Origin of the sequence: Paenibacillus sp. MZ04-78.2 (assembly GCF_024213375.1) — a bacterium.
In the GTDB taxonomy this organism is placed as follows: Bacteria; Bacillota; Bacilli; order Paenibacillales; family NBRC-103111; genus Paenibacillus_G.
Map to the genome: position 1 here is coordinate 103256 of NZ_JANAVJ010000010.1, position 14875 is coordinate 118130.

Sequence of the window (14875 nt, forward strand, 5' to 3'; positions counted from 1 at the left end):
CATGCGCTCCTGCGAAGCCTTATGGTTCGAGGATGTACCGATTCACCCGTGGGAGCACGGAAAAACAGATGGGAAGAACAGGGGGATCATACGATGAAAAAGCTGCGGGCCTTTTGGAGCGGCAAATTCGATGCAGAAGATACGATATCTGTCATACCGTACAGTTCAGCTCACAAAATTAGGGAGACCGACAACCAAAACGAAGGCTCCCCGCTCCGGGTATGGAGCGGACAGATGCCCGAGCAAGTATCGCAACGGCTCATTGCCATTTCCAAAGGCTCTCCAATGGCGCTGTTTATTTTGTTGCTGGCAGGCGTCAAAAGCCTGTTATATAAGTATACGAACGAAGAAAAGGTGATTGTAGCCATTCCGGCGGTTCGTACTTCGGATGCTCCGCTTATGAATGAGACCATCTTGATCAAACAGGAATTGAACGGAGCAGATGCATTTAAATCACTGATTGCACAGGTCCACGCTACCGTTAGCGAGTCCATTGTCAATCAGAACATTGCGCTGCAAACGATGGCGGGCGCTATGCATTTGCAAGTAGAGCCGGACGGCTCGCCCTTGTTCCATACGGTCATTTCATTCGATGCTCTTCATACCCGGCATCATCCAGGGTCGATCGTCTCCAATATCGAACTTGCTTTTGAGCGGAACGATGACGGAATTTTGCTGCATATTCATTACCGCTATGACCGTTACGACCAGCAAATGCTGGAATTGTTATTCGATCATTTGGTTCGGGTGTATACCCTTGCTTTATTCCAGCCCGAGCTTGCTATCGACAGTATCGATATCATGTCCGACGAAGAAAAGTCGCTCATCCTGCAAGGCTTTAACAACACATCGGCGGAGTATCCGCGGGAGCGGACAATTCATGAGCTGTTCGAGGAGCAGGCTCAACGTACGCCGGAGCAGACAGCAGTGCTGTTCGAGGACGAGCGGCTGACGTACCGCGAGCTGAACGAGCGTGCGAATCGCCTGGCGCGGACGCTGCGCGCTGAAGGCGTTGGCGCAGATGTGCCGGTAGCGATCATGGTTGAGCGCTCGCTGGAGATGATCGTCGGCATCTACGCAATTCTGAAAGCAGGCGGCGCTTACGTGCCGATCGACCCGGAGTATCCGGCGGAGCGCATCCGCTATATCGTCGAAGATTCGGGGGCACGGTTGCTGCTGACACAGGGCCGCTTCCTGGACCGCGTGCCGGCGGAGCTGAAAGGCCGGGTTCTCGATTTGAACGAGGTGGCGGTTTACGCCGAAGATGCGACGAATCTGCCCCTTGGCGCCGGTCCGCGCGACATGGCTTACGTGATCTATACGTCGGGCTCGACCGGCAAACCGAAAGGCGCGGCGATCGAGCATCATTCCGTACTCAACCGTATCCTGTGGATGCATGAGCGCTACCCGATTGGCGAGGCGGACGTTATTCTGCAAAAAACGACCTTTACGTTCGACGTGTCGGTGTGGGAGCTGTTCTGGTGGGCCATAGCCGGCTCAAGCGTCTGCCTGTTGACACCGGGCGGAGAGAAAAACCCGGAGCTTATGTTGCAGGCGATCAGCCGTTATGGCGTGACCACGATGCACTTTGTCCCCGCCATGCTTCATGCGTTCCTAGATTACGCGGAGCAGCAGCCGAAGCCAACGGTCACGGAACAAACGTCCAGCCTGCGCCATGTATTCGCCAGTGGAGAGGCGCTGCCGCCGCAGCACGTGGCCCGCTTCCAAGAGGCGATAGGCCGGGTGAACCGGACGCGGCTGATCAATCTGTACGGACCGACGGAAGCAACGGTGGACGTGTCGTACTTCGATTGCGAGCCGGATGAGTCCTATGCGGTGATTCCAATCGGCAAGCCGGTGCACAATACACGGCTGTATATCCTGAAGGAAGGCTCGGAGCAGTTGCAGCCGGTCGGGGTGGCAGGCGAGCTGTGCATCGCCGGGGTGCAGGTGGCAAGAGGCTACTTAAACCGTCCGGAATTAACAGCGGAGAAGTTTACTGCTGATCCGTATGTGCCGGGCGAGCGGATGTACCGGACCGGAGACCTGGCCCGATGGCTGCCCGATGGCAACATCGAGTATCTGGGGCGGATCGACCATCAGGTCAAAATCCGCGGTTACCGAATTGAACTGGGCGAGCTTGAAGCGGAGCTGCTGGCTGTGGAAGCGGTACAGGAGGCCGTAGTTATGGCACGCGACGACGGCCAGGGCCAGAAGCAATTATGCGCGTACTATGTAGCAACAAAAGAGCTGACAGCGGGCGAGCTGCGCGAGGCACTGTCCAAGGAGCTGCCAAGCTACATGGTACCGACGTACTTCGTGCAGGTCGAGCGGATGCCGCTGACGGCAAGCGGCAAAATCGACCGCAATGCACTCCCTGCACCCGAAGCAAGTGTCCAGTCGGGCGAGGCTTATGTAGCCCCACGCACGCAGACGGAAGAGCAGCTTGTACGGATTTGGCAGGAGTTGTTGGGGCTTGAGAAGGTCGGCGTCAAGGACAATTTCTTCGACATCGGCGGGCATTCGCTCCGTGCGGCGACGCTTGCCGCGCGCATTCATAAAGAAATGAATAAGCAGCTTGAGCTGCGCGCAGTTTTTGAGGCGATGACGGTAGAGCAATTGGCGCGGACGATCGAAGGCAAGGAAACAAAGGTGCTCGTTGCCATTCCGAACGTTCCGGAGAGCGACTATTATCCGGTATCTTCAGCGCAAAAACGGCTCTATGTGCTGAGCAACCTGGAAGGCGGAGAGCTTGGCTATAACATGTCGGGTGCGGTCATCGCGGAGGGACCGCTGCAGCCGGACCGTTTGGAAGACGCGTTCCGCAAGCTAATTGCGCGCCACGAGTCGCTGCGGACGAGCTTTCATCTTGTAGACGGCGAGCCGGTGCAGCGCGTGCAGCGCGAGGCGGCTTTTTCCCTTGAGCGCCTTGAGGCCGATGGAAAAGATGTCGAGACGCTCTTTCAGCAGTTTGTACGCCCGTTCGATCTTACCGCAGCGCCTTTGCTGCGGGCCCGATTGTTTACCCAGTCGGCGGACCGTCACCTGCTTTTGGTCGATATGCACCATATTGTGTCAGACGGCGTTTCCTTGCGCACGTTCTTGGATGAGCTTGCCCGTTTGTACAACGGGGAGGGGCTGGCTCCTTTACGGATTCAGTATAAAGATTATGCCGTTTGGCAGCAGGAGAGAATGCAGTCGGAGGAATGGAGCAAGCAGGAGCAGTATTGGCTGCAAGCGTTCCAAGGCGAAATTCCGACGCTGGATCTCAAGACGGATTACCCAAGACCTGCGGTGCAAAGCTTTGCCGGAGATAAGATCAGCTTTGCTGCGGGTTTTTCGATCAGCGAAGGTTTGCAGAAGTTGGCTTCGCGTTCGGGTTCCACCTTATATATGGTATTGCTGGCGGCTTACACGGCGCTGCTCCATAAATATACCGGCCAGGAGGATGTGGTCGTCGGCACGCCGTTGGCGGGCCGGCACCACGCTGATCTGGAGCCGATCATCGGTATGTTTGTCAATACGCTAGCTTTGCGGAATTATCCGTCCGGAAACAAGACCTTCCTGGATTATGTGGGCGAGGTCAAAGAGCAAGCACTTGGTGCATTTGACCATCCTGACTATCCGTTTGAAGAGCTCGTGAACAAGCTGAATGTAAGAAGGGATATGAGTCGCAACCCGCTGTTCGATACGATGTTCGAGCTGAGGAATGCAGAGCCGAAAGGCACGGCTTTCCATGATGTGCATTTCTCCGGGTACCCGGTGGACAGCGCGATTGCCAAGTTCGATCTCACGCTCGAGGCTGACTTCGATGAGCGAGGGCTTACATTTACGCTGGAGTATGCGACAGCCCTCTATAGCCGGGAGACGGTGGAACGGCTTGCCCATCATTTTCTGCGGGTGCTGGAAGAGGTCGTGCAGAGTCCGGACACGAAGCTGGCCGACATTGAAATCATGACGGGCGACGAGAAGGCTGAGCTGCTTGAAGCATTCAGCGGAGACGGCGGCAAGGGGCAGGAGCATCTGCTGGCGACACCATTCCATGTGTACTTTGAGAAGCAGGCGGCAGCCGTGCCGGAGCAGGTAGCAGTTGTGGCAGGCGATGCGCAGTTGACTTACCGCGAGCTGAATGAACGGGCGAACCGGCTGGCACGCACCTTGCAGACAGCTGGTATTGGCCGGGAGTCCATCGTCGGCATTTTGGCCGATCGTTCCGCGGACCTGCTTGTCGCCGTATTAGGCGTATGGAAAGCCGGGGGCGCTTATGTACCGCTTGACCCGGATTATCCGTCGGAGCGCATCGGATTTATGCTCCAGGACAGCGGGGCCACCGTACTGCTCACCCAAACACAGCTTAAGGAGCGCGCTCAGGAATGGCTGGCCGGAGGGGCCAAGCTGCAAACGGTCCTCTGTCTGGATGAGGAAGCGTCCTACGACGCCGACGCGTCGGATCTGCCGAATCAAAACGTGCCGAAAGACTTGGCTTATGTCATCTATACGTCCGGGACAACGGGGCGGCCGAAAGGCGTCATGATTGAGCACGGCAGTTATATCAATACGGCTATCGCATACCGCCGTGATTATCGGCTGGACCAGTTTCCGGTGCGGCTCTTGCAATTGGCGAGCTTTTCCTTCGACGTGTTCGTGGGCGACATGGCGCGGGCGCTGTATAACGGCGGTCTGATGGTGATCGTGCCGAAGGAGGACCGGATCGATCCGCTGCGGCTGTACGCATGGATTCGCGATTACGGCATCACCGTATTTGAATCGACGCCTGCGCTCATCGTGCCGATGATGGAGCATATCGCCAGCCAATCGCTGGACATCTCGACCTTGCAGCTTTTAATCACAAGCTCCGATAGCTGCAGCGTGACGGACTACCGGCGCCTGCAGGAGCGCTACGGATCGCACGTGCGGATCATTAACGCATACGGCGTTACGGAGGCGGCTATCGACTCCAGCTATTACGACGAGCCGCTGGAGAAGCTTCCGGAGGCAGGGAATGTGCCAATCGGGAAAGCTTGGCTGAATGCCCGCTTTTATATCGTGGACGCGGCCTTGCAGCCGGTTCCTATTGGCGTAGCCGGGGAACTGCTCATTGGTGGTCCTGGGGTCGCACGGGGGTATAAGAACCGTCCGGAGCTGAACGAGGAGAAGTTTATCGCCAGCCCCTTCGTTGAAGGCGAGCGCTTGTACCGTACAGGGGATTTGGCGCGCTGGATGGCGGATGGGAACGTCGACTTTATCGGGCGAATGGACCACCAAGTGAAAATTCGCGGCTACCGGATCGAGCTGGGCGAGATCGAAACCGCCATTCTGCAGTTCGCAGGAGTCAAGCAGGCGGTTGTGGTTGACCGGACGGACGAACGCGGGCAAAAGTATTTGTGTGGCTATGCGGCGGCAAGCGAGTCGTTGGGTATCGCTGAGCTGCAGGCGCACTTGCAGCAAAGCTTGCCTTCACATATGGTGCCGGCACAGCTCGTAGTGCTGGAGAAGCTGCCGCTGACGCCGAACGGGAAGGTGGACCGTAAAGCGCTGCCTGAGCCGAAAGGCGGGCTGCTGCTCCCCGGTGCGGACTACGAGGCTCCGCGTACAGAGGCGGAACGCACGCTCGCCTCGATTTGGCAGGCGGTGCTGGGCGTGCCGGCTGTCGGCATCCGGGATAACTACTTTGAGCTGGGCGGAGATTCCATCAAGTCGCTTCAAGTATCGTCCAAATTATACCAAAATGGATACAAACTGGAGATCAAAGATTTATTCCAAAACCCGACGATCGGCGGGTTGAGTCCCTATATACAGCGGATTACGCGGATGGCCGACCAAGGAGAAGCGGTTGGAGCCGTGGAGCTGACACCGGTTAAATGGTGGTTCTTTGAGCAGGAATACGCGGATCCCCACCATCACAACCAGGCTGTTCTGCTTTATCGCGAGCAGGGATTCCAGGAAGATGCGCTCCGCCGTAGTATCAGCCGGCTTGTGGAGCATCATGATGCCCTCCGCATCGTGATCCGTTACTCTGAGAACGGGCCGCCGTTAGCCTGGAACCGCAGTACCCGCGAAGGCGAGCTGTACAGCTTCGACTTATACGACATGAACGGTGAAGTTGACCTTGCCTCTGCTATAGAAGCGAAAGCTAACGAAATTCAAAGCGGCATCACGCTCACAGAAGGTCCGTTCGTTCGGGTTGGATTGTTCCGGACCCAAGACGGAGACCACCTGTTAATCGCCATTCATCACCTGGTGGTCGACGGCGTATCATGGCGTATTTTGTTCGAGGATCTTGCAAGTGCCTATGAGCAGGCGCTAAAAGATGAGCCGATCCGGCTGCCGCAAAAAACGGATTCGTTTCAGCTCTGGGCCGAGAAGCTTTCGCAGTATGCCAAAGGTCCTGAAATCGAACGCGAGCAAGCCTACTGGCAGAATGTCACAGAGCGGGGGTTCGAAGCGCTGCCTAAGGATCATGAGGGAGAGCTTTCGCTGGTCGGCGATAGTGATACAATAACCGTCGTTTGGACGGAACACGAAACGGAGCAACTTCTAAGGTATGCTAACCAAGCGTACAATACCGAAATCAATGATTTGCTGCTCACCTCACTGGGGCTTGCCGTCCAGCGTTGGACGGGGATGAACCGTGTTGCCGTGAACCTGGAGGGCCATGGCCGGGAGCCGATTATTCCGGATATCGATGTTTCCCGCACCGTCGGCTGGTTTACGAGCCAATACCCGGTTGTGCTGGACATGAGCGCGAACGAGAACCTGCAAAAAAGCATTGTTGCGGTCAAGGAAGGGCTGCGCAGCATTCCGAACAAGGGAATTGGATACGGCATTTGGCGTTATTTATCCGGGCGGTTCGGGCCTCAAGAGTCCAGACAGGAGCCGGAAATCAGCTTTAACTATTTGGGGCAGTTCGATCAGGATTTAGAGAACGGTTCTTTACGGTTTTCCCCATATTCAAGCGGCGACGAGATCAGCAGAAAGGCTGCAAGAACCTTTATCCTGGATATTAACGGATTGGTATCCGGGGGTGTTCTTTCCCTAACCGTCAGCTACAGCCGCAAGCAATACCGCAAGGAAACGATGGAACGCTTCACTGGGCTTTTGCAGTCCTCGCTACGGGAAGTCGTCGCTCATTGCGCGGCGAAGACAACACCGACACTGACGCCTAGCGATGTATCGGTTCGCGGCATGACCGAAGAAGAGCTGGAGCAAATCGTAAAAGAGACAAGCGCTATCGCTGAAATTGAAAATGTTTACGCACTTACGCCGATGCAGCAAGGCATGCTGTTCCATGCTTTACTGGATTCGGACTCGGGTGCTTATTTTGAACAGACTTCCTTTGATATTATCGGCTATTTCGACGTAGAGACCTTCCGGCAAAGCTTCGAGGCCATGCTGCAGCGACATGAAATTTTCCGTACGAATGTATATAACGGCTGGAGAAAGCAGCCGCTGCAAGTGGTGTACCGTCACAGAGAAGCGGATTTTGCCGTCGAGGACATACGCGGTCTGTCTGAGGAAGGGCAGCATCTCAGGGTTAAACGCCTTCTTCGCGAAGACCGGCAGCGCGGATTCGATTTGACCCGGGATGTCTTGATCCGTGTATCCATCCTGCGCACGGGTGATGAGTCGTACCATTTCCTTTGGAGTTCCCATCATATTTTGATGGACGGCTGGTGCTTGTCGCTGGTTACGGAAGAAGTGTTCGAAATGTATTTTGCCGCCCTTGAGCAGCGCAAGCCTAAGCTTGAGCCGGTAACGCCTTACAGCCGGTATATCGAGTGGCTGGAAGCGCGCGACCGTGACGAAGCGGCAGCTTACTGGAGAAACTATTTGTCAGGATACGGGGAGCAGACGCTGCTGCCTTCAAGCAAAGCCAGGGAGCAAGGGGCTGGTCCGCTCTTCGGCAGTCTGTTCTGCCACTTGGGCAAACCGTTGACGGAGCAAATCAACCGCTACGCCAGGCAGCAGCAGGTCACCGTCCATACGCTGCTGCAAACCGCTTGGGGCATTTTGTTGCACCGATACAACGGCACAAACGATGCGGTATTCGGCAGCGTCGTGTCGGGGCGTCCTGCGGAAATTCCGGGCATTGAACGAATGATCGGCTTGTTCATTAATACGGTTCCTGTGCGGATTCGCTGCGAGGCGGGCGACACCTTCACCGAGGTTGTGGCTGGCGTTCAGCGCCGGTACTTGGAATCCAATGCTTACGATTCGTATCCGCTGTTTGAAATTCAGGCGTCGACGGAGCAAAAGCAGGAACTTATCAACCATATTATGGTATTTGAGAATTTCCCGGTTGAAGATCGAATGAGCCAGATCGGCAGTGGAGAAGCCGCATTTAAGGTCGAGAACATAGAGATTGCCGAACAAACGAATTACGACTTCAACCTGATTGTCGCGCCGGGTGAAAACCTGCTTGTCCGCTTTGAGTACAACACACGGTTTTACCACGAAGCGGATGTTCAGCGGATTCAAACGCACCTGACTTACTTGCTGGAGCAGGTCGTAGCAAACCCGGATATCCGCATTCACGAACTGGAGCTGGTGAGCGGGGCGGAGAAGGAGCAGATTTTGCATGCGTTCAACGACACCGCGGTCGACTCGCCTCGCGAGAAGACGATCTACCAGTTGCTGGAGGAACAAACGGTGCGGAGGCCGGAGCAGGTTGCTGTCTACTGCGAAGGCCAGCGGCTGACGTACCGCGAGCTGAACGAGCGGGCCAACCGCCTCGCCCGCACGCTGCGCAGCGCCGGGGTGCAGCGCGACCGGTTCGTCGGCCTGATGGTCGAGCGCTCGCTGGAGATGATCGTCGGCGTGTTCGCGATCCTCAAAGCCGGCGGCGCGTATGTGCCAATCGATCCGGAGTATCCGGAAGACCGCATCCGCTACATACTGGAGGATTCGGGCGCGAAGCTGCTGCTGACGCAGGAACGCCTTCGCGAGCGCATCGCCGCCGACCTGAAGGACGTTACGGTGCTTACGGCGGACGAGGAGGCGAACTACCATGCCGACGGCTCGAACCTGGAGCCGGTATCCGGTGCGGGCGACTTGGCCTATGTCATCTACACATCGGGCACAACCGGCAAGCCGAAGGGCGTCATGCTGGAGCATCACGGACTGACGAACCTGAAAGCTTACTATGACCACGCGCTGCGTTTCGGCGTAGAGGACCGCGTGTTGCTGTTCGCCAGCCTGTCGTTTGACGCGGCCTGCTGGGAGATCTTTCAGGCGTTGTTCTGCGGCGCGAGCTTGTACGTGCCGACGAAGGATACGATTCTGAACTATCAGTTGTTTGAAACGTATATGGCGGAGCATCAAATTACGGTCGCGACCCTGCCGCCAACGTATGCGGTGTATCTGGAGCCGGAGCATATGCCAAGCCTGCGCGTTCTGTTCACAGCGGGTTCGGCCTCGTCGCCGGAGCTGGTGCAGAAGTGGAAGGACAAGGTGGCGTACTACAACGGGTACGGTCCGACGGAAAACTCGGTAGCGACGTCGAGCTGGCCGGTTTCGGAAGATCCGGAGGCAGGCAGCCTGATTTCAATCGGGCGGCCGATGCCGAACCACCGGGTATACATCGTGGACACGCACGGACATCTATTGCCGGTAGGCGTGGCAGGCGAGCTGTGCGTAGCAGGTGTGGGTCTGGCCAGAGGCTACCTGGATCGTCTGGAGCTGACGGCGGAGGTATTCGTGACCAGCCGCTTCAGCGGGGAGCGGATGTACCGGACGGGCGATCTGGCGAGATGGCTGCCGGACGGTCGGCTTGAATATTTGGGCCGGATCGACCACCAGGTGAAAATCCGCGGTTACCGGATCGAGCTGGGCGAGATCGAAGCGAAGCTCCTGCAGGTGGAAGCGGTGCAGGAAGTAATCGTAATCGCGCGGGAAGACGGCCAAGGCCAGCAGCAGCTCTGCGCGTACTACGTGGCAAGCGAGGAATTGGCGGCGAGCGAACTGCGCCAAGTTCTGAGAGAAGAGCTGCCAAGCTACATGGTGCCGGCGCACTTCGTGCAGCTGGAAGCGATGCCGCTGACACCGAACGACAAGATCGACCGCAAGGCGCTGCCGGAGCCCGACGCCAGCGGACAAAGCGGCACGAACTATGTGCCGCCGCGCAGTGAACTGGAAACCAAGCTGGTGGACATCTGGCAGGATATTCTCGATATACCGGGGATTGGCATCAAGGACAATTTCTTCGAACTCGGCGGACATTCGCTGCGGGCTGCCGCTTTGGCGACAACGCTCCATAAAGAATTTGACCGCAATGTGCCGGTCAAAACGATTTTCGAGCATCCGACGGTGGAGCAGCTGGCAGAAGCGCTGCATGCTATGGACCAAGACCGCTACGTCTCGATTCCGGTCGCCAGCGAGCGCGACGACTACCCGCTGACTCCGGCGCAATACCGCCTTTACATTTTGAATCAATTGGAGGGCGGCGAGCTCGGCTACAACATGCCAGGGACCGTTATGCTGCAAGGCAAGCTGGACCTTGTCCGGTTTGAGGAAGCGTTCCGCCAATTGATGATCCGCCATGCTTCGCTGCGGACTGGCTTTGAGCTTGTGAAGGGCGAGCCGGTACAGCGAATTTATGCGGAGGTTCCCTTTAAGCTGAATGTTCGCAAGTATGACGGAGCCGAGCCGCTTGAGGCTGTGATCCGCAAATTTATCCGTGCCTTTGATTTGTCTCAGGCTCCGCTGCTTCGGGTGGAACTGGTCGAACTGGAAGCGGAGCGTCATTTGCTGCTCTTTGACATGCATCATATGATCAGCGACGGCGTTTCCATGGGCATTTTGCTTGATGAGGTTGCCCGGCTGTACCAAGGAGAGCAGCTTCAGCCTCTAGCGCTGCAATATAAAGATTATGCGGTATGGACGCAGTCAGCTGCCTTCCGTAACCGGCTCGGCAAGCAGAAGGACTACTGGCTGAGGCGTTATGAAGGCCGGCCGCCTGCACTTGATTTGCCTACGGATTACCCGCGTCCTGCTGTACGGAGCTTTGAAGGGGACATATTCGGATTCACGATAGACAAGGATCAGCTTGAGGGCTTGCGGAATCTGGCCTCGCAAACGGGCACGACCTTGTATATGGTGCTATTCGCTGTCTACACGGCGCTGCTTCACGTTTATACCGGACAGGAAGACGTTGTGGTGGGTACGCCGACGGCCGGAAGAGGCCATGCCGACCTGGAGCCGATGATCGGCATGTTCGTCAATACGCTGGCCTTGCGGCACTATCCGGCTGCGGAGAAAACATTCGCCGCTTACTTGCAGGAAGTCAAAGAACACGTCCTGCATGCGTTCGAGCACCAGGATTATCCGTTTGAGGATTTGATCGAAGGCTTGGACATTGAGCGTGATTTAAGCCGAAACCCGCTGTTCGACACGATGTTTGTCATGCAGCATGCCGCGCGGGCGCAGACCGGGTTCGAGGGCCTTGAGCTGCAGCCTTATGGGCATGGTTTTACAGCCGCCCAGTTCGACCTGACGCTGGAAGCGGCAGAAGCGGACGATATGCTGATGTGCAGCTTCCAATTCGCAGTATCCCTTTACAAACGGGAGAGCCTGGAGCGGATGAGCGGACATTTTATCCGGCTGCTCGAGCTTGTCACATTGAATCCGGAGCTGAAACTGGCCGAGCTTGATGTGATGAGTCCGCAGGAGAAGGAGCTGCTGCTGTACGGCTTCAACGACACGGCCGCGGAGTATCCCCAGAAGCGGACGATTCATGAGCTGTTCGAGGAGCAAGCGGCCCGCACGCCGGAGTGGACAGCAGTGCTGTTCGAGGATGAGCGGCTGACGTACCGCGAACTGAACGAGCGTGCGAATCGCCTGGCGCGGACGCTGCGCGCTGAAGGCGTTGGCGCAGATGTGCCGGTGGCGATCATGGTCGAGCGCTCGCTGGAGATGATCGTGGGCATTTACGCGATCCTGAAAGCAGGCGGCGCTTATGTGCCAATCGATCCGGAGTTTCCGGCCGAGCGCATCCGCTACATCGTCGAAGATTCGGGAGCGAGGCTGCTGCTGACGCTAAGCCGCTTCCTGGACCGCGTGCCTCGTGAACTGGAAAGCCGCGTTATTAGCCTGAACGAAGAAGCAGTTTATGCCGAAGACGCGACGAACCTGCCGCTTGGTTCCGGTCCGCGCGATATGTCGTATGTCATCTATACGTCGGGCTCGACCGGCAAGCCGAAGGGGGTTATGATCGAGCATCACGGCGTGCTTAACCGACTGCAGTGGATGCAGCAGCGCTACCAAGTCGGCGAACGCGATGTGATCCTGCAAAAGACGCCGTTTACGTTCGACGTGTCCGTATGGGAGCTGTTCGGCTGGGCAACGGTGGGTGCCGGTGTGTGCCTGCTTATCCCAGGCGGGGAGAAAAGCCCGGAGCGCATTCTGGAGACGATAGGGCGTTATGGCGTCACCCGGACCCATTTCGTGCCTGCGATGCTGCCTGCGTTCCTGGATTATGCCGAGCAGCAGCCGGAGCACGAGCTTGCCGAGCAAACAGCGAGCCTGGTGCTGGTATCCGCGACCGGGGAAGCATTGCCGCAGCAGCATGTGTCTCGCTTCTACCAAACGTTCGGGCGGCTAAACGGAGCGAGGCTGGTGAACCTGTACGGACCGACGGAAGCGACGGTCGAGGTGTCGTACTTCGATTGCGAGCCGGATGAGTCCTATGCGGTGATTCCAATCGGCAAGCCGGTGCACAATACACGGCTGTATATCCTGAAGGAAGGCACGGAGCAGTTGCAGCCGGTCGGTGTGGCTGGCGAGCTGTGCATCGCCGGGGTGCAGGTGGCAAGAGGCTACTTAAACCGACCGGAATTAACAGCGGAGAAGTTTACGGCTGATCCATTTGTGGCAGGGGAGCGGATGTACCGGAGCGGAGACCTGGCCAGATGGCTGCCCGATGGGAACATCGAGTATCTGGGCCGGATCGACCATCAGGTGAAAATCCGCGGTTACCGGATTGAGCTGGGCGAGCTGGAAACCGAACTGCTCCGCATCGACTCGGTGCTGGAATCGGTCGTAATGGCCCGCGATGACGGCCAAGGCCAGAAGCTGCTGTGCGCCTACTATGTGGCGACAAAGGAGCTAACGGCAGGCGAGCTGCGCGAGGCGCTATCGAAAGAGCTGCCAAGCTATATGCTGCCGACGTACTTTGTGCAGGTCGAGCGGATGCCGCTCACGGCGAGTGGCAAAATCGACCGCAAGGCACTGCCGGCGCCGGAGATAGCTGTACAATCGGGGCAAGAGTATGCGGCGCCGCGCACGACGACGGAGGAACAGCTTGCGCTCATTTGGCAGGATGTGCTGGGACTGGAGAGGGTCGGTGTCAAGGACAATTTCTTCGACATCGGCGGACATTCGCTGCGTGCTACCGCGATGGTGGCGCGTATCTACAAAGAAATGAACGTTCAGATCCCGCTGCGGGAGGTGTTCCGCGCTCCAACCATCGAACAATTGGCAAAAGCAGCAGAGAGCTTGCAGCAATCGGCGTATGCAACGATTCCGGTAGCGCCGGTTATGGAGTATTACCCGGTAACATCTGCGCAAAAGGGGCTTTATCTGCTTAGCCACCAGGCAGGAGGAGAGGTGAGCTATAACATGCCGACCGTGCTTTTGGTGAAGGGTGCACTTGACCGCGGGCGGTTGGAGCACGCTTTCCTTCGTCTGATTGAGCGGCATGAGATGCTGCGAACCGGCTTTGGCATCGTGGATGGCCAAGTCATACAGCGGGTTTACGACGATGTCGATTTTATTCTGGAATTTGTGCAAATACCGGAAGCGGAGGCGGATCATCATATTCGCAGCTTCGTCCGCCCGTTTGACTTGCAGCGTCCGCCGCTGATCCGCGTGCGTCTTATCGAACTGGAGCCGGCCCGCCACCTGCTGTTGATCGACATGCACCATATTATTACCGACGGCGTATCGTCGCAAATTATCGTTCAGGAGGTTGCGCAATTCTATAACGGTCAAGAGCCGTCTCCACTCACGCTTCAGTATAAGGATTTCGCCGTATGGCAGCAGGAAGCGGCGTCTTCCGAGCGCCGCCGCAAGCAAGAGGAGTTCTGGCTGGATCATATGTCGGGCACGCTGCCGGTGCTGGATTTGCCTATCGCCTACCCAAGACCTGCTCAGCGCAACTTTGAAGGGGCGAATCTCGAATTTACGGTGGAGCCGCAAACCGCGGAAATACTGCGCAAGCTGGCCGCCGAAACCGGTACGACGATGTATATGATTCTGCTCGCCGCCTATACGGTGCTGTTGTCCAAGTACAGTGGCCAGGAAGATATCATTATCGGCTCGCCGGTAGCGGGACGGCTGTCCACCGACCTGGAAGGAATCGTTGGCATGTTCGTCAATACGATACCGCTCCGCAATTATCCGGCGAAGGACAAAAGCTTTCTCAGCTATTTGCAAGAAGTCAAGGAACGGACCTTGCTGGCGTTCGAGCATCAGGAATATCCGCTGGAGGAGCTGATGGAACGCTTGAATGTTCCGCGCAATCCGAGCCGCAATCCGCTTTTTGACGCTGCATTTATGTTTGACAATTTAGAACGCCAGGAATCAACGATGGAATCGCTGACCTTTGAGTCTTACGCTCAAGAGCTTGCAACAGCCAAATTCGATCTGACTTTAACGATGAGCGTGGCCGAGGAAGGGCTGCTGGGCACCATCGAATATTCAACGAAGCTGTTTAACAGGCAGGTCGTGGAACAGCTTGCCAGGCATTTTACAACGTTGCTGGCAGAGATTGGGCGCAATTCTGCGGGGGCCATTAACGATTTGGAATTCGGAAGCGGCCTTGGGCAAAGCAAGCCCATACAGGAAACGATTCATTTTACATTCTGATTCGGAGGTGGCC

Annotated in this window: 1 protein-coding gene; it reads left to right on the forward strand. The window is 56.9% G+C overall.

Annotation, left to right across the window (positions count from 1 at the left end):
- Nucleotides 1-21: 21 nt before the first annotated feature.
- Entirely contained in the window at nt 22-14862 is a 14841-nt protein-coding gene (locus NLX71_RS10430; protein WP_302058168.1) for a non-ribosomal peptide synthetase, read from the forward strand.
- Nucleotides 14863-14875 lie beyond the last annotated feature (13 nt).